The organism is Leisingera sp. (assembly GCF_982940295.1).
On record NZ_CEYXRG010000005.1, the window covers coordinates 175500 to 190886 of the forward strand.

General features: G+C 66.7%; 16 protein-coding genes and 1 riboswitch. Of the genes, 7 read left to right on the plus strand and 9 right to left on the minus strand.

The annotated features are described in order from the left end of the window. Positions 1 to 142: 142 nt before the first annotated feature. Positions 143 to 787 (minus strand): ribonuclease T2 family protein, encoded by a 645-nt coding sequence (locus AC4HIX_RS06860; RefSeq protein WP_490398415.1) that lies wholly within the window; start codon positions 785 to 787, stop codon positions 143 to 145. Between the two features lie 144 nt (positions 788 to 931). Here AC4HIX_RS06860 and AC4HIX_RS06865 point away from each other — a divergent pair, with 144 nt between their 5' ends. Further along, positions 932 to 1699, plus strand: a complete 768-nt coding sequence (locus AC4HIX_RS06865; RefSeq protein WP_475049890.1) for a DUF1013 domain-containing protein — start codon at positions 932 to 934, stop codon at positions 1697 to 1699. 309 nt (positions 1700 to 2008) lie between these two features. Beyond that, positions 2009 to 4132: an ATP-binding protein gene (locus AC4HIX_RS06870; protein WP_490398416.1), complete on the plus strand. Its 2124-nt coding sequence runs from the start codon at positions 2009 to 2011 to the stop codon at positions 4130 to 4132. A 107-nt stretch (positions 4133 to 4239) separates the two neighbouring features. On the opposite strand, the gene AC4HIX_RS06875 is transcribed toward AC4HIX_RS06870, so the two are convergent. Then, positions 4240 to 5127, minus strand: a complete 888-nt coding sequence (locus AC4HIX_RS06875) for a LysR substrate-binding domain-containing protein (protein WP_490398417.1) — start codon at positions 5125 to 5127, stop codon at positions 4240 to 4242. Between the two features lie 137 nt (positions 5128 to 5264). Between AC4HIX_RS06875 and AC4HIX_RS06880 the strand changes: the two genes are divergently transcribed. Together AC4HIX_RS06880 and ltaE are read left to right on the plus strand one after the other, a co-directional pair. Then, a complete protein-coding gene (locus AC4HIX_RS06880; RefSeq protein ID WP_490398418.1) occupies positions 5265 to 5942 on the plus strand; it encodes a hypothetical protein in 678 nt (225 codons plus the stop codon). Next, on the plus strand, positions 5939 to 6988 hold the full coding sequence (gene ltaE / locus AC4HIX_RS06885; protein ID WP_490398419.1) for a low-specificity L-threonine aldolase: 1050 nt from the start codon (positions 5939 to 5941) through the stop codon (positions 6986 to 6988). Before AC4HIX_RS06880 ends, ltaE begins: the two co-directional genes overlap by 4 nt. Before the next feature lie 22 nt (positions 6989 to 7010). Here ltaE and recR read toward each other — a convergent pair whose 3' ends face one another. Continuing rightward, complete coding sequence (gene recR / locus AC4HIX_RS06890) at positions 7011 to 7610, minus strand: recombination mediator RecR (RefSeq protein ID WP_490398420.1); 600 nt, start codon at positions 7608 to 7610, stop codon at positions 7011 to 7013. A gap of 155 nt (positions 7611 to 7765) precedes the next feature. Between recR and AC4HIX_RS06895 the strand changes: the two genes are divergently transcribed. After that, positions 7766 to 8248 carry a GNAT family N-acetyltransferase gene (locus AC4HIX_RS06895; RefSeq protein WP_490398421.1) on the plus strand — a complete coding sequence of 161 codons (483 nt, stop codon included), beginning with the start codon at positions 7766 to 7768 and terminating at the stop codon, positions 8246 to 8248. Positions 8249 to 8311: 63 nt separating this feature from the next. Here the strand turns inward: AC4HIX_RS06895 and AC4HIX_RS06900 are convergent, their stop codons facing one another. Further along, positions 8312 to 8656 (minus strand): YbaB/EbfC family nucleoid-associated protein, encoded by a 345-nt coding sequence (locus AC4HIX_RS06900; protein WP_421053220.1) that lies wholly within the window; start codon positions 8654 to 8656, stop codon positions 8312 to 8314. 192 nt (positions 8657 to 8848) lie between these two features. Further along, a complete protein-coding gene (locus AC4HIX_RS06905; RefSeq protein ID WP_490398422.1) occupies positions 8849 to 10657 on the minus strand; it encodes a DNA polymerase III subunit gamma/tau in 1809 nt (602 codons plus the stop codon). Between the two features lie 192 nt (positions 10658 to 10849). On the opposite strand from AC4HIX_RS06905, the gene AC4HIX_RS06910 reads away from it, so the two are divergent. Continuing rightward, positions 10850 to 11380 (plus strand): protein-tyrosine phosphatase family protein, encoded by a 531-nt coding sequence (locus AC4HIX_RS06910; protein ID WP_475049905.1) that lies wholly within the window; start codon positions 10850 to 10852, stop codon positions 11378 to 11380. A 75-nt stretch (positions 11381 to 11455) separates the two neighbouring features. Here AC4HIX_RS06910 and AC4HIX_RS06915 read toward each other — a convergent pair whose 3' ends face one another. Both AC4HIX_RS06915 and AC4HIX_RS06920 read right to left on the minus strand, forming a co-directional pair. After that, entirely contained in the window at positions 11456 to 11860 is a 405-nt protein-coding gene (locus AC4HIX_RS06915; protein WP_490398423.1) for a hypothetical protein, read from the minus strand. Positions 11861 to 11968: 108 nt separating this feature from the next. Continuing rightward, positions 11969 to 12191: riboswitch (cobalamin riboswitch) on the minus strand. An 18-nt stretch (positions 12192 to 12209) separates the two neighbouring features. After that, positions 12210 to 12806: a TetR/AcrR family transcriptional regulator gene (locus AC4HIX_RS06920; RefSeq protein WP_490398424.1), complete on the minus strand. Its 597-nt coding sequence runs from the start codon at positions 12804 to 12806 to the stop codon at positions 12210 to 12212. Between the two features lie 70 nt (positions 12807 to 12876). Here AC4HIX_RS06920 and AC4HIX_RS06925 point away from each other — a divergent pair, with 70 nt between their 5' ends. Further along, complete coding sequence (locus AC4HIX_RS06925; RefSeq protein ID WP_490398425.1) at positions 12877 to 13755, plus strand: alpha/beta hydrolase family protein; 879 nt, start codon at positions 12877 to 12879, stop codon at positions 13753 to 13755. A 27-nt stretch (positions 13756 to 13782) separates the two neighbouring features. Here AC4HIX_RS06925 and AC4HIX_RS06930 read toward each other — a convergent pair whose 3' ends face one another. Then, positions 13783 to 14250 (minus strand): SRPBCC family protein, encoded by a 468-nt coding sequence (locus AC4HIX_RS06930; RefSeq protein WP_490398426.1) that lies wholly within the window; start codon positions 14248 to 14250, stop codon positions 13783 to 13785. A 57-nt stretch (positions 14251 to 14307) separates the two neighbouring features. Continuing rightward, a complete protein-coding gene (gene nudC / locus AC4HIX_RS06935) occupies positions 14308 to 15291 on the minus strand; it encodes an NAD(+) diphosphatase (protein ID WP_490398427.1) in 984 nt (327 codons plus the stop codon). Between the last annotated feature and the right edge of the window lie 96 nt (positions 15292 to 15387).

A 15387-nucleotide genomic window follows, 5' to 3' on the forward strand; every position in this document is an offset into this window, starting at 1 on the left:
TGCAGAAAGATGAAGAGGCGGCGGCTTCGGCCGCGCCGCTTGGAAAGCGTGTGGCGGCAGCTTCATCTTTCCCGAAAAACTCCGGGGTGAATTGGCCGAAAGGCCAAGAGGGGCAGCGCCCTTGATTAGCCTTCGGGCAGGTTCAGCGCACCGGCGCGAAGCGCGCGTCCTTTAGTGTGCAGTCCTTGATCACATCGCGTCCGCAGGGCACCGGGTCAAGCGCCTTGGTCAGGCAGATGCGGGCCTCTTGGATGGCGCCGTCGCGGCAGGTGATGGTCAGGCTGTCTCTCGTGAGCTGCGGATTTTCCTTGAGAAACGCCTCTTCCACCACCGATGCGGGCAGGGTGACGGGTTTGTCCAGCCTGCGGAAGACGGCGGGGCGGGTGACGCGGGCGTAGGCCTCGCGCATCAGGGTGTAATACTGGCGGGCGCTGAGGCCCGCGCAGGTGCCGTGTTTCTTCCACTGGTGCCAGGCGAGGCCCGCGCTGCCCATGATGTCCGCCATCTCGCGGCTCATCGCCCGGCTGGGCGGCGCCTCGGCGGTGCGGCAGTAGCTGGGCCAGCTGCGGTGGTATTGCGGCCAGAGCCCGTGCAGGGTCCAGCCATAGTCATGCCGGGCATCGCATTGCTCCGCATCGCGGGCATCGCCCTCCTGTTCGCACCAGTTCGGCGACCAGCTGAGCGCCAGCACGTAGTAGTCGAACTCTCCGGCCGGCTCGCCTTCTGCCGCCGCAAGCGTGGCAAAACCGGTCAAAACAGCCGCCAAACCCAGCAATAACTTGCGCATTGGCCTCTTTCCTTATGAAATCAAGCTGACTATATAGGTCAGAAGTTCCCCGACAACGGAAACCTGCCCCGCACGCCGGGGACGCCCTTTCAGGCGGCGGGAGAGATGTATCCGGGGATCAAGGTGTTTTAAGGAGATGAGCACATGGCAAAACCGTTGATGGCCAAGGCAACCGCCGTGTGGCTGGTGGACAATACCACGATCAGCTTCAAGCAGATCGCAGATTTCGTGGGCATGCACGAACTGGAAATCCAGGGCATCGCCGACGGCGAAGTGGCGGTGGGCGTCAAGGGCTTTGACCCGGTGGCCAACAACCAGCTGACCCAGGACGAGATCGACAAGGCGCAGGGCAACCCGCTGCACAAGCTGAAGCTCAAGTTCAACCCGGCAGCCGCTGGCGAGGAAAAGCGCCGCGGCCCGCGCTACACCCCGCTGTCCAAGCGCCAGGACCGGCCGAACTCGATCCTGTGGCTGGTCAAGTTCCACCCGGAACTGAGCGACGGCCAGATCGCCAAGCTGGTGGGCACCACCAAGCCGACCATCCAGTCGATCCGCGAGCGCACCCACTGGAACATCGCCAACATGCAGCCGATTGATCCGGTCGCGCTGGGGCTGTGCAAACAGTCCGAGCTGGACTCGGCCGTGCAGAAGGCGGCGGCCAAGAAGGCAGCCGAGGGCGGCGTGATGAGCGACGACGAGCGCCGCAAGCTGGTGTCCACCGAGCAATCGCTGGAGATGGAAGCCGAACCGAAGATCCCGAGCGCCATCGAAGGCCTGGAGACCTTTACCCTGGGCGGCGGCTCCAGCAGCGAGGAGGAGAAGAAGGAAGAGGAAATCCTCGACGCCGACAGCTTCTTCAACCTGCCGTCTGGCGGTGACGACGAGGACGACGACGAGGATTCCCGTATCTGATCCAGGCGGGCCTGCCCGGGCCGGATTTGGGGAAGTCATTAAAAAGCCGCAAATCCGGTGCTCCGGATTTTCGGCTTTTTCTGTTAGAATTGAGTCTCAAGATTACAATATGTTGACTACGCACCAATGATTTGCGCAGCATGATGTTGCGGGCGGCTGTGTTCTAGGTTGCTCGCAGTCATTGGGAAACGGGAAAGGCCTCCGAAAAGAGGGGCGGCTTCCCGCTGTGTCAGGGACAAAGTTTAATGAGTGTTGCCAGCGGGCCGGTGCAGGAAGCCGGTCTTTGCAGGGATGGCAGGAGTACAAGACATGGACGCATCGGCGACGCCGGGGCTGGGGGACGGCCGCGGCCTGGATCTGGGGGTGTTGGCGGAACTGCACGGGCTGGAGTTCTGTCAGGAATTTGCGGAACAGCTTTCACATTGCACTGGGGCGGATCTGGTCGCCGTCGGCGAACTGGGGGCCGCGGAACCCGGACGCATCAGGGTTCTGGCCAGCAGTTTCGACGGGCTGCCGCTGGGGGATTTCGAATATGACGCGCACGGGGCGCCATGCCTTGACGTGGTCCGGAGCGGAAAGCCGCAGGTCGTCCCCTGCGGGGTGCAGGAGCTGTATCCCGAGGATGGGATGCTCATTGAGGAAGGCATCCGCAGTTATGCAGGCGTTGCCCTGAAGGGCTCCGGCGGCGGCACGGCAGGCTTGGTGCAGGCGGCCTGGCGCCGCGACATCGGGGACCGGCGGGCGCAGCGGGCTGTGGATCTGATGGAGCGGTTTGCACCGCGGCTTGGCGCAGCGATTTCAAACCGGCGGCGGCTGGCGGCTTTGGCGGCCCTGGCAGAGGGGCCGCGCAGCCTGTCTGCGGGCGCGGCCTTCCGGCAGCTGGCACAGGAACTGCAGGCTGCGCTTGGGGTGCGTGCTGCCTTCATTGCCGAAAGCGCCGGCGGCAGGCTGGACCGCTGCCGTGTGCTGGCGTGCTGTCTCGACGGTCAGCTGGCGGATGCGGCGGAAGACCGGATTGCGTGCTTTGAAGGAACCGGCGCCTCCCTGCCTGAAGGATGGCAGGCGTTCCGGCTGCCGGACGGGTTGCGCCAGGTGCTTCCGGAGCAGGCGGAGCGTCTGAATTTCTGCCTCGGCTACCCGCTGCGGGATGCAGGCGGTGCGGCTACCGGCTGGCTCGTGGTGCTGCATGACCGGGAGATCGGGGCGGGCAGTCTGGGCGCGGATCTGGTGGCGCTGGTTGCGGCCCGCACCGGTCTGGAGATGCGCCGCCGGGCTGCCGAAAAGCGCCGCTATCAGGCAGAGGCGGCGCAGCTGATCCGGCACAAGGCCGAGAGCCTGGGGCGGCTGGCGGGCGCCATCGCGCATGAGTACAACAATCTGCTGGCTTCGATGCAGGGCAGGGCCGAGCTGGCGCTGGCGCATCTGGAAGCTTCCCATCCGGCTGAGCAGCATGTGCAAGAGGTCGGGCAGGGGCTGCACTCCCTGGCTGGGCTGGTGCGGCAGCTACAAGGCTTTGCCAGGGGCGGCAGCGGCCAGGTGCCTGCGTCCTGCGACCTCAATGCCATTGTGCATGAGGCGATGGCGCTGGTGCCGCTGGCGTGCAGGCGGGGCAAGGCGGTGGTGCTGGATCTGGCCGAAGGCGCACAGGCCGCACAGTTGGACCCGGAAGAGGTGCGCCAGCTGGTGCTGAACCTGGTGCTCAACGCTGCAGAGGCGATTGGCCCGGGCGCGGGTACCATCACGGTGAGGACCCGGCGGACCCGCCTGGGCGCAGCAGAGCGGCGTCAGCTTCTCAAGGGGCGCAGGATGGCGGCGGACGACTGCCTGCTGCTGGAAGTCAGCGACACCGGCGGCGGCATGGGTCAGGACATGGTCACCCGGATCTTTGATCCGTTCTACACCACCAAGCCCGGCGGGCGCGGCCTGGGCATGGCGGCGGCGCTGGGGGTCATCAGCCGCCACCAGGGCGGGCTGGCGGTGGAGAGCCGTGAGGGCAAGGGCAGTGTTTTCCGCTGTTATTTCCCTGCCTGCGCGGTGGCGGCGCCAGCGGTGCGGGCGTCTTCAGATGCGCGCGGTGCAGGGGGGCGGCGGATCCTGGTGGTGGATGACGAAGACACAGTGCGCCGGGCGGTGGCGGGTCTGCTGCAGCTGCGCGGCTGTGAGGTCGCGCAGGCGGATGGGTATGACGCGGCGCTGGACTTGCTGGCATCGGAGGGGCCGTTTGACGGCGCGGTGATCGACATGAGCATGCCCGGGCGCGGCGGCTGGGAAACGCTGGCAGGCCTGCGGGCGGCGCAGCCGGGCCTGAATGCGGTGATGATGAGCGGTTTCGCCATCAGCGCGGCGGACGCTGGCTTTCCGGAGCTGGCGGATGTGCGGGTGCTGGACAAGCCCTTTACCAAGGAAAAGCTGTACAAGGCGCTGTTCCGCTGAGGGCGGCGCAGGCAGGCGGCGGGGGCTCCCGCGCCTGCGGCTGCCCCTGGCGGGGCCGCTTGGCAGCCTTGGGTCCGGCGCCGCGCAGGCGCGCGGCGCGGCAGCGCCTAGCCGGCGGCGGTGCGCTCCAGCAGCCAGCTGCGGACCCGTTCGATCCGGCTGGTGCCGGCCTTGGCCTGCGGCGTCAGCAGGTAATAGGCGCTGGCAGGCGTGCAACGGTGCGGGTGGGCAAGCATCAGCGTGCCGTCCGCCAGGTCGCGGCGCACCAGAAGCTCTGGCAGGACCGCCACGCCGTGGCCGTATTTTACTGCGTCGATCAGCATTTCGAACTGGCTGAACAGCGGGCCGGTGGGCTGCGCGGGCAGCGCTTGGCCCAGGTCATCGAACCAGATCTGCCAGCTGAGCGGCCGGGTGGTGTGCTGCAGGGCAGGGTGGTCGAGCAGAGCGTTTGCGGTTTGCACCGGGCCGTCGAGAAGGCCGGGCGCCGCAACGGCGATCAGCGTCTCCGGCATCAGGGGGTCGGCGCGGAAGCCGGGCCAGGGCGGGTCCCCCTGCACGATGGCGAGATCGACCAGGCTGGCATCCACCTGAGCGTTGTCCAGATAGGTGATGGTGTTGACCGTAAGCCGCGGCTGCTCGCGGGCGAGCTGGGCCAGATGCGGCATCAGCCAGCGGCTGCCGAGCGTCGGATAGGTGCCGATATTGAGCGCGCCATAGGGGTTATCCCGGGTGCGCAGGCGGTAGAAGGTGGCCTCCAGCGCCTCCAGCTGCGGCGCGAGTTCCTGCAGCAGCATCTTGCCTGCGCCGGTCAGCTGCACCCGTTGCCGTTCGCGTTTGAACAGGGTCTGGCCGGTCTGCGCCTCCAATCTCTGGATCTGGCGGCTGAAGGCGCTTTGGGACAGGTTCATGGCGCGGGCGCCCTGGGCAAAGCTGCCGGCGCGGGCGGCGGCCTCGAAACAGAGGAGGGCAGCGGTGGGCGGGATCTTGCGGCGCATGCGGTCACCCTGCCATGTGTTGCAATTTTTGCAATAGAGGGTGCGGAAGACCGGCTGTTTTCGTGGCACCGGGGCTGACACACTGGCGCCGAATGCATCACCCAACGCGATCAGCAAGACATATGGGAGCGCGCGATATGAGATTTGAACCGCAGATGAACGACGCCGATGTGCAGGCTGTCACCCAAGCCATGAAGACCATGCCCGATTCCGCCTCGGTGGCGGAGTTTGTGCCCGGACCCGGTATCCAGCGGCTGGAGCTGAGGTTTGACATCCAGCTGTTGCAGGAGGCGCTGGAGGAATGCCTGCGGCGCGAGGAGTTCATGGGCGGCATGCAGGACCAGGGCTTTGCCGCGCTGCCGCTGACGCAGCGGCCGGGGCAGACCGAGTGGACCGCAAACGACCTGTCGGGCCGCTACTGGCTGCGGGCCGACAGCCGCTATGTCGAGGAGCCGCGCGAGGATCTGGTGCCGGAGGTGGAGTTTTCCGAGTTCAACCCGAAGTTTGCGGGCACCTATTTCGAGCATGTACACAGCGAGCTGGCCAAGCGTTTCCCGATCGGGCGGACGCGGGTGCTGTCCAAGGGGCTGTACAACTGCAACTCCTGGCACCGGGACCCCGAGCCGCGGCTGCATATCCCGGTGCTGTCCAATCCCGGCTCGCTGTTCATCGTGAACCATCACGTCACCCACTTGCCAGCGGACGGGTCGGTGTATTTCACTGACACCCGCGGCTACCACACCGCATTGAACGGCGGTGAAACCCGGCGCGTCCATATCGTGGCGGCGCTGGCTTATGAGCAGGTGACGGAATGAGCCAATATGCAGGGCTTGCTGGTGCGGGGGGCAGTGCTGTCCTCTGCGATCTGCGCAGCGATACGGTGACGCGCCCCGATGCGGGTATGATGCAGGCCATGCAGGCGGCGGAGCTGGGCGATGACGTCTATGGCGAAGACCCGTCCGTGAACCGGCTGGAGGCCACGCTGGCGGAACGGCTGGGCAAGGAGGCGGCGCTGTTCCTGCCCACCGGCACCATGAGCAACCTGGCGGGTCTGCTGGCCCATTGCCAGCGCGGCGAGGAAATCATCACCGGCGCAGGCTACCATGTGCACGCCTATGAGGCCGCCGGCGCCTCGGTTCTGGGCGGCATTGCGCTGTGCCCGGTGCCGGTGCGTGCGGACGGATCGCTGGATCCGGGCGTGGTTGCCGGGGCGGTCAAGGCGGACGACAGCCATCTGGCCATCAGCCGGCTGCTGTCGCTGGAGAACACGCACAACGGGCTGGCGGTGCCCCTGGCGGATATGGCGGCTACGGCGGAGGCCGGGCGCAAGGCGGGGCTGTCCGTGCATTTGGACGGGGCGCGGTTCTTCAATGCGGTGACGGCGCTGGGCTGCTCTGAGACAGACCTGGCGGGGCTGGCGGATACGGTGTCGGTTTGCCTGTCCAAGGGGCTGGGCACACCCGCGGGCTCGGTCCTGGTTGGGCCTTCGGATGTGATCGCCCGGGCGCGGCGCTGGCGCAAGATGCTGGGCGGCGGCATGCGCCAGGCGGGTGTGCTGGCCGCTGCGGGCCTTTATGCGCTGCAACATAACGCGGGGCGGCTGGCGGCGGATCATGACCGGGCCGCCGAACTGGCCGGTGTGCTTCGGGGTTTGGGCGCGGGAGAAGTGGCACAAGCCACCAACATGGTGTTCTTCACGCCGGATGACGGGCGCAACGATGTGCTGCGGGCGCATCTGGCGGCTGAGGGCGTGGTGATTGGCGGCGGCAGTGCCGGTGCGATCCGCATGGTGCTGCACAAGGATGCGGATGACGCTTCGCTGGCGCAGGCGGTGCAGGCACTGCGGAGGTTCTACGGCTGAAAGGCTGAGGGAGGCCGCGCGGTCAGATTTCCTTGCGCGCTTTAAGGGCTGCGGAAATGGTGCCGTCGTCCAGGTAATCCAGCTCGCCGCCGATCGGCACGCCCTGGGCCAGCGAAGTGAGTTTGACTTGCCCCTGCAGCTGGTCGGCGATGTAATGGGCGGTGGTCTGGCCGTCGATGGTGGCGTTCAGGGCAAGGATCACCTCGCTGATTCCTTCGGTTGCCACCCGGTCCACCAGCCGGGGAATGCGCAGATCTTCCGGTCCCACCGCATCCAGCGCCGACAGGGTGCCGCCCAGCACGTGGTACCGGCCCTTGAACACAGCTGCGCGCTCCATCGCCCAGAGGTCGGCCACATCCTCGACCACGCAGAGTTCGCCGTTGGCGCGCCGCTCATCGGTGCAGATCGGGCAGATCTCGCTGGTGCCGACATTGCCGCAGTTGAGGCATTCGCGGGCGGTTGCGGCGACCTCGCTCATCACATCGGCCAAGGGCGCCAGCAACAGCGCTCGCTTGCGGATCAGGTGCAGCACCGCGCGCCGTGCCGAGCGCGGGCCCAGTCCGGGCAGCTTGGCCATCAGGGCAATCAGGTCTTCGATGTCGCTGGTAGAGTTCTTGATCATGCCTTGGGCCCTTTTCTTCGCAGCCATATAGGCTGATCGGGGCAGGGGAGCGCAAGGGCGGGGCGGTAAAATGTTCAGGGTTTGTTTTGCCGCTTCCAGGGGGTATGCCTTGGCAGGGCCGGTGGAGGGTCGGAATGGGATATGCCTCAAAGCGAATGCAAGACACTTCCCGGCAGCCGCGGTTTGCCCGGCTGACCGAGATTGCGCCGCAGCAGATTGCCCGCCACATGTCCGATCCGCGGATGGCAGAGCATATGCCGCTGCTGGCAGGGGCTTGGGATGAGACGGCGGCCAAGGAATTTGTGGCGGCCAAGGAGGCCTGCTGGCAGCGCGACGGGCTGGGCCATTGGTCGTTTCTGCGCGGCGGCACTTACCTCGGCTGGGGCGGGTTCCAGAAAGAAGGGAGCGAATGGGATTTCGGACTGGTGCTGCGGCCGGAGTGTTTTGGCCTTGGCCCCGCCATTGCCCGCAAGGCGCTGGATTTTGCCCGGCGCGATGCGCGTATCCCCTTTGTCACCTTTCTGCTGCCGCCGACACGCCGCCATTTGCGCCCGCTGGCACGGCTGGGGGCTGTCCAGACCGGGGAGGTGCAATACGAGGGGCGGCGTTTCCTGAAATTCCGGCTCGAGACGGGCTGAGGCAGGCAAGGAAAAAGGCGGCTCTGAACGGGCCGCCTTTCAAGGATTGGAGCGTGCAGCTGCTTAGAACGGCAGCTTGATGTCCTTGGGCAGGCCCATGCTTTCGGTCAGCTTGGTCATCTCTTCCTGCGCCTTCTCCGCGGCTTTGGCCTGGGCGTCCTTGATTGCGGCCAGGATCAGGTCCTCGACCACTTCCTTGTCGTCGCCGTTGAAGATCGAAGGGTCGATGTCCAGGGCTTTCAGGTCGCCCTTGGCCGAAGCCGTGGCCTTGACCAGCCCGGCGCCGGCTTCACCCGTCACCATGACGTTGTGCAGGTCTTCCTGCATCTGCGCCATCTTGGTCTGCAGTTCCTGTGCCGATTTCATCATCTTGGCCATGTCGCCAAGACCGCCGAGGCCTTTGAGCATCTGTGTTCTCCTGAGATTCCGGTTTGGGGCACAGATACGGGCCGCAAGAGCGCGAAACAAGGGGGAGCATCGTCTTGCTGCTGGTCTTTAGTGCCCTTTCGCCCGGCTGGCAGGCCGGGCAGCGCCTGACCTTTGCCCTGGGAAAGCGCTATCGCGCCCACCCAAGGTCAGGCGCTGCCCTACGTGAATTCATCACCCGTCTTCGAACGGGTCCCATTCGTCCTCGACCTCGGGCAGAGCCTCGGCGGCGACTTCGGCAGCCAGCTCCTCGGGGGTGCGGATGCGCTTGATCCTGGCCTTGGGGAAGCTTTCCAGCACCGCCTGCACCAGCGGGTGCGCGGTGGCTTTCTCGCGCAAGGCGTTCTCAGCCGCGTCGCGGACCTCGGCAATGGTGGGGGCGTCACCATCCGGTGCGATCGAGACCACCCAGCGGGCACCGGTCCAGTTCTGCAGCGCCGAGCCGAGCCGGGCGGCGAGGTCCTTGGGCGCCTGGGCGGCGGGGGTGAATTCGATCCGGCCCGGCTGGTAGGAGACCAGGCGCACGCCGCCTTCGACCTCGACCAGCAGCTTCACGTCGCGGTTGGTGCGGATCAGTTCGACGACATGTTCGAAAGTCGGGTAGCGCGCCAGCGCGGAGCTGACCTGCGGCGCCAGCGCGGTTACGGTGCCGCCACCGCCATGGGCCACAGGTGCGCCGCCGGCCGGGCCGCCTGGGCCGCCTTGGGCATTGCTGCCGCCCGATCCGCCAAGGGCCGGGGCGCCCATGCCCTGCATCGGCACACCGCTGCCGGGACCCGGAGGCGGCGGGGGCGGGGTGTCCTGCAGCTTGCGGATCAGCTCCTCGGGCGAGGGCAGGTCGGCCACATGGGTGATGCGGATCACCGCCATCTCGGCGGCCATCATCGCGTTGGGCGCGGCGGCGACTTCCTCCAGCGCCTTCAGCAGCATCTGCCACATCCGGGTGAGGACGCGCATCGGCAGGTTTTCGGCCATCGCTTGCCCGCGGGCGCGCTCATCCGGGCTGACGGTGGGATCTTCCGCCGCGTCGGGGGTGATTTTCACCACCGAGACCCAGTGGGTGATCTCCGCCAGATCGCGCAGCACCGCCAGCGGGTCGGCGCCTTCGGCGTACTGGCCGCTGAGTTCGGTAAGGGCTGCTGCCGCGTCGCCGCGCAGGATCATGTCCATCAGATCGAGCACCCGGCCGCGGTCGGCCAGGCCCAGCATGGCGCGGACCTGATCGGCCGTGGTTTCACCCGCCCCGTGCGAAATCGCTTGGTCCAGCAGCGAGGTGGCATCGCGGGCAGAGCCTTCGGCGGCACGGGTAATGAGGGCGAGCGCGTCTTCGGCGATCTCAGCGCCTTCAGCGGTGGCGATCTTGCGCAGGAGGGAGATCATCACCTCCGGTTCGATCCGGCGCAGGTCGAAGCGCTGGCAGCGGGACAGAACCGTCACCGGCACCTTGCGGATCTCGGTGGTGGCGAAGATGAACTTCACATGCGCGGGCGGCTCCTCCAGCGTCTTGAGCAGCGCGTTAAACGCGCTGGTCGACAGCATGTGGACCTCGTCGATGATGTAGATCTTGTAGCGCGCCGAGGCCGCGCGGTACTGCACCGAGTCGATGATCTCGCGGATGTCGTTGACGCCGGTGCGGGAGGCGGCGTCCATCTCCATCACGTCGACATGGCGGCCTTCCATGATCGCCGTGCAATGCTCGCAACGGCCGCAAGGATCGGTGGTGGGGCCGCCGGTGCCGTCAGGGCCAACGCAGTTCATGCCCTTGGCGATGATCCGTGCGGTGGTGGTTTTGCCGGTGCCGCGGATGCCGGTCATGATGAAGGCCTGGGCGATGCGGTCGGCGGCAAAGGCGTTCTTCAGCGTCCGAACCATCGCGTCCTGGCCCACCAGATCGGCAAAGGTCTCGGGCCGGTATTTGCGGGCCAGAACCTGGTATTGGGATTGACCGGTGCCGCCGGTGGTGCCGCTGGGGGTATCGTTCATGGTGTCTCGTGCCGGATTCGATGTGCGGGGTGGTCCGCGTTCCGCGCAGGGTATTGAAGCGCAGCCCGTTCGTCCACCGCAGAACGGGGCAATCCTCTGGCTGCAAAAGCACTTTGGGAATGTGCGCTGACCGGTTAGGCTGGGGCATAGGGGGCAATGCGGGGGGCAGGAACGCAGCGGCTAGGAGGCGGTATGCGATCTGAAGATACCTCTGATCCAGCAGCGCAGGATGAGGCGGCGCAAGCTGGGCTGACAATCCACGCGCTGTCCGCGGGCGGCGGCATTCTGGCGCTGTGCCGGCTGCCCGGTGCAGAGGGGGATTACCGCGGCGACCTGATCCAGATTTACCAATGGAAGCCGGGGCTGGTGTTCTCGATGACCACGGAGGCTGAGCACGTGGCCGCCGGGGCGCCGCGGCTGGGGGTGGACCTCCAGAGCATGGCCTGCCGCTGGCTGCACCTGCCGGTGCCGGATTTCGGCACGCCGCCGCCGGAGGTGGCGGCGAAATGGCCGGCTGCCAGCCGGTCGGCGCGGCAGGCGCTGGGCGGCGGCGGCCGGGTGCTGGTGCATTGCCGGGGCGGCTGCGGGCGCTCCGGGATGGCGGTGCTGCGGCTGATGGTGGAATGCGGCGAGGATCCGGCGCAGGCACTGGCGCGGCTGCGGTCGGTCAGGCCCTGCGCAGTGGAAACGGACGCGCAGCTCGACTGGGCCTGTGCACCGTAGAGCGGTAACCACAGGCGTATGAAAGAGTATATACGGCACCGCCCGGCCGAGAAGCCGGGCAGGTTGAATTTCAGGTCAAAGCGCCATCATATGTTCTGCTTGCCGCGCCTCTGCCGTCTTCGGCAGCGCTTCCATCAGCGCGCAGGGGCGGGCGTCCAGGCGGGAGGCGGCAAAGCCGGTGCCGTCGCGGCTGAGGATCGCATCGGCAAAGCGGTCGAGGCCCTCGCGCGGGGCATCCTCGCCGACGCCGCAGAACAGCCGGATCCGGTCGTGGCTGGCGGCAAACTGCGCCGGGCAGGTGCGCGGGCAGCCGTCCAGCGCGGTGGTGCCGGTGATTTCAAAATCTTCTTGCGTCAGCGGCTTGGCCTTGGTCATCGCCTCGGCCAGTTTGGCGATCATCCGCTCTGCCGCTGGACAAGGCTTCCCGAGGTATTTGCAATCCGTTGCCGCATAGAAATGCGTCTGGTCCGTCCACATCATATCTGCGCCCTCCGCGCGTGGTGCGGGGGTTTGGGGGACAAGAGACCGGATGAGAAAGCGGGAGTCCCGCGGTGCCATCAGACCCTGTCCGGACACCCCGCCCGGGTTCGAGTTATACGTTCGATGGCAGGTCTCCTGACTTGCGGGTCGCAGCTTTCCCGATCCTTCCCGGCCTCGCATCAGGCCAGTGGCTCTATCGGGGTCGCTCGCCGCTTACAGTTGCGGGGGCAGTCGCGGACTTGGCCTTGCCTGGGGCGGGGCCGCACCGTGTTCCCTTTTCATCCCGGACACAAGATTCTGTGGCACGGGAACCATCACCACAAGCGGTAGCGGCTGGTTCCCTGAGTCGTCAATCGGTTTTCTGCAGCTGCATCTGAGTGTGCAGGGCGCGGATCACATCCGAATCGCGCCGCACCCGCGCCAGCTGCCAGCCGCCCTGCAGCAGGATATAGAAATTTTCCGCCGCCGCGCGCGCCTCATCCTGCGGGAGGCCCAGGCGCTGGGCGTGGCGGGCGGTGGCCGCGATCCAGCTCTCGAACAGGTCTGCGGCGTGCTGACGGAAGGCGTCGTTTTCCGGCCCGGCGAACAGGGTTGCAGAGACCGGGCAGCCGCTCCATTTGCCCTGCTTGTCAAAGAGTTTCGCCAGCTTGTAGCAGACCGTCTTGGCCCCGGCCTCGAAACTTGGGGCCGGGTCGAAGGCGGCGTCAATCAGGGCCAGCATCTGCTCCGAGGCCCAAGTGGACGCCGCCAGCGCGAGGTCGGACTTGCCGTTGGGGAAATGGTGGTAGAGCGAGCCCTTTGGCGCTTCGGCGGCGGCCAGCAATTCAGCCAGGCCAGTGCCGTTATAGCCCTTGTTCCGGAACAGGCCGGCGGCCGCCCGGATCAGCCGGTCCCGGGTCGGGGCCGGGCTGCCGGTAGGCGGGCTGGTTGTCGTCACGTCAGTCATGGCGGCAGCTTGACAGCATTAGACCAAATGGTCCAGTCAGGAATTGGACCGATTGGTCTAGGAGGCTGCCATGCTCGACGGACACGCAGAACTTACCGCCGGTTTCCGGGAGGAAGAGGTGCGCTTTGCCTCGCGAACGGGGGCGCTGGCGGGACGGTTGTACCTCCCGGATGGCGCGGTGAAGGCAGCGGTGGTGCTGAACGGCGCAACCGGGGTGCCGCAGCGGTTTTACCGGCATTTCGCACGCTGGCTGGCGGCAGAGCAGCAGATTGCCTGCCTGACCTATGACTACACGGATTTCGGAGACTCGGCGCGGGACCATCCGCGCCGGTCCAAGGTGACGATGGCCGACTGGGCGCTGGCGGATCAGCCCGCTGCCCGGGCCGAAATGCGGCGGCACTATGCGGGCGTGCCGTTGTGGGTGATCGGCCATTCGCTGGGCGCGATGCTGATGCCCTTGCAGGACGATCTTGAGGACGTCGCCCGCATGATCGTGGTTGCGGGCGGCTTGGTGCATCACCACGATCATCCCTGGCCCTACCGCGCGCTGGCGCTGGCTTTCTGGTTCGGCCATGTGCCGCTGGCGGCCCGTGTCCTGGGCTATCTGCCCGGGCGTGCGGTGGGGTTCGGGGCCGATTTGCCGGCAGGAGTTTACTGGCAATGGCGGCGCTGGTGCACCACCCGTGGCAGCTATCTGCCGGAGACGGGGCGCGGACTGCCGCAGCCGCGCTGGGCAGAGACCGGCATCCCGGTGGATCTGTTTGCGATGGCGGATGATGACGTTGTGCCGCCGGAGGCGGTCTGGCGGCTGGGTGAGGTGTTCGGCGGTGCTGCGCAGAGCCGGGCAGTTCTGGCCCCGCGGGAGCTGGGGCTGAAGTCAATTGGCCACCTGGGGGCATTTGCCCGCGAAAACGCTGCCTTGTGGCCGCGCCTGCTGCCGCAGGCCTGACCCGGGGGCCGGGCGCCTGGCAGCGGCTCAGGCGGTGCGGTTCAGCCGTTCTTCGGTGAGTTTTGCGAATTCGGCGAGGCGCAGTTTGAAGCGGCGGGTCAGGTTGCTGCGCGCCAGCTTCAGGGATTGCACCAGCAGGCGGCCGGTCAGGTTGGAGGGGGTCAGCTTCAGCTCTACAGACATCCGCGTCCGCTGCGGCGACAGCGCCAGCAGCTCCACTTCCATCCGGCCGTCAACGCCGCTGCCGCTGCCGGACAGAGTCAGGCCCGTCACCGGTGCGTAGGACGACAAAGTCAGCTGGATGTCGCGCGGCTTGCCGCGGAAGCTGAATTTCAGGTCCCAGGCCAGGCCGTTCTCCGGATGGGCAAGGTCGCCTGTCCGCTGCAGCTCCACGCCGCGGCGCAGGGCGGAGCGCTCCAGCAGCTCAAAATCGGAAATCGCACCGAAGACCTCGGCAATAGGGGACTCGATGTCTTCTTTGCTTTGAAATTTCATATCTGCCTGCCTCTTATGCGCCGCCTGGCTGTGGCGCGGTTTGCGGCAATATGCGCCTTAGTCCAGCGTGTCCGCAAGCCAGTTCTTCAGCAGAAAATGGGCAATTGCCCCCTCCCGTGCAGGCTTTAGAACCGGGTGATCGCCTGCAAAGACCGTCATCATCTCCTGGCGGCTGATCCACAGCGCGTCCTCGATCTCTGCCGGATCGACGGTGATTTCACGGCTGAGCGCCTCGCCTGCGCAGCCGAACATCAGAGACATGGGAAAGGCCCAGGGCTGGCTTGACAGGTAGCTGGCAGGGCCGACCCTGACGCCTGTTTCCTCCAGCACCTCGCGGCGCACCGCGGCCTCCAGCGTCTCGCCGGGTTCAACAAACCCTGCGAGCAGCGAATACATCCCCTCGGGCCAGCCGGGCGAGCGGCCCATCAGCACTGAATCTCCATGGGTGATCAGCATTATCACAACCGGGTCGGTGCGCGGAAAATGCGGCGCCTTGCAAGATGGGCAGACCCGCTGCCAGCCCGCCTGCGCCATGTCGCTGGGCGCGCCGCAGCAGGCGCAGAACCGGTGGCTGCGATGCCAGGACAGCATGGCCTTGGCAGTGGTGGCCAGTTCGGCCTCCAGCGGCGTGAGGCGGGTCATTACCCGGCGCAGCTCGGCAAAGACATGGGCCTTCGGCAGATCCGGGTGCTGCTGCTCGCTGGCGTCGGCAAAGCTGTTGAGCGCCTCCTGGTCCAGGCCTTCGGGCTGCCAGCCGCTGATATCGCAGGCGAAGCAGGGCGCGCCGCCGGGCTCCAGCCCGAGGAACAGAGCTGTGTCCCGGCCGCTGGCGGCCAGCGGGTGGTCCGGCGCGGTCCAGGCCAGGCCGCAGGGCAGATCCGCCTCTGTTTTACGCAGTGTCAGCGGCTTGCCGCGCCACATCAAGAGCACCCGGGCCTTGGCGCTGTGCCAGGCCGTGTTCAACGCTACTGCGTCGGTACGCAGATGCGCAGCCCGATCCAGCCCGCCGCCGCCGAAGGTCACTTGTTCTGCGCGTTTCATGGCGGCTCCCCTCTGACTGGCGGCTGTTGACCCGGCATCCCGGACCGGCTGCGGCAATCCATGACAGTGTGCCGCAGGCGTTGCCAGTATTTCACC

Coding starts and splice junctions, on each gene's coding strand:
- AC4HIX_RS06860 (WP_490398415.1), bottom strand. CDS start 787: ATGCGCAAGTTATTGCTGGGTTTGGCGGCTGTTTTGACCGGTTTTGCC.
- AC4HIX_RS06865 (WP_475049890.1), top strand. CDS start 932: ATGGCAAAACCGTTGATGGCCAAGGCAACCGCCGTGTGGCTGGTGGAC.
- AC4HIX_RS06870 (WP_490398416.1), top strand. CDS start 2,009: ATGGACGCATCGGCGACGCCGGGGCTGGGGGACGGCCGCGGCCTGGAT.
- AC4HIX_RS06875 (WP_490398417.1), bottom strand. CDS start 5,127: ATGCGCCGCAAGATCCCGCCCACCGCTGCCCTCCTCTGTTTCGAGGCC.
- AC4HIX_RS06880 (WP_490398418.1), top strand. CDS start 5,265: ATGAGATTTGAACCGCAGATGAACGACGCCGATGTGCAGGCTGTCACC.
- ltaE (WP_490398419.1), top strand. CDS start 5,939: ATGAGCCAATATGCAGGGCTTGCTGGTGCGGGGGGCAGTGCTGTCCTC.
- recR (WP_490398420.1), bottom strand. CDS start 7,610: ATGATCAAGAACTCTACCAGCGACATCGAAGACCTGATTGCCCTGATG.
- AC4HIX_RS06895 (WP_490398421.1), top strand. CDS start 7,766: ATGCAAGACACTTCCCGGCAGCCGCGGTTTGCCCGGCTGACCGAGATT.
- AC4HIX_RS06900 (WP_421053220.1), bottom strand. CDS start 8,656: ATGCTCAAAGGCCTCGGCGGTCTTGGCGACATGGCCAAGATGATGAAA.
- AC4HIX_RS06905 (WP_490398422.1), bottom strand. CDS start 10,657: ATGAACGATACCCCCAGCGGCACCACCGGCGGCACCGGTCAATCCCAA.
- AC4HIX_RS06910 (WP_475049905.1), top strand. CDS start 10,850: ATGCGATCTGAAGATACCTCTGATCCAGCAGCGCAGGATGAGGCGGCG.
- AC4HIX_RS06915 (WP_490398423.1), bottom strand. CDS start 11,860: ATGATGTGGACGGACCAGACGCATTTCTATGCGGCAACGGATTGCAAA.
- AC4HIX_RS06920 (WP_490398424.1), bottom strand. CDS start 12,806: ATGACTGACGTGACGACAACCAGCCCGCCTACCGGCAGCCCGGCCCCG.
- AC4HIX_RS06925 (WP_490398425.1), top strand. CDS start 12,877: ATGCTCGACGGACACGCAGAACTTACCGCCGGTTTCCGGGAGGAAGAG.
- AC4HIX_RS06930 (WP_490398426.1), bottom strand. CDS start 14,250: ATGAAATTTCAAAGCAAAGAAGACATCGAGTCCCCTATTGCCGAGGTC.
- nudC (WP_490398427.1), bottom strand. CDS start 15,291: ATGAAACGCGCAGAACAAGTGACCTTCGGCGGCGGCGGGCTGGATCGG.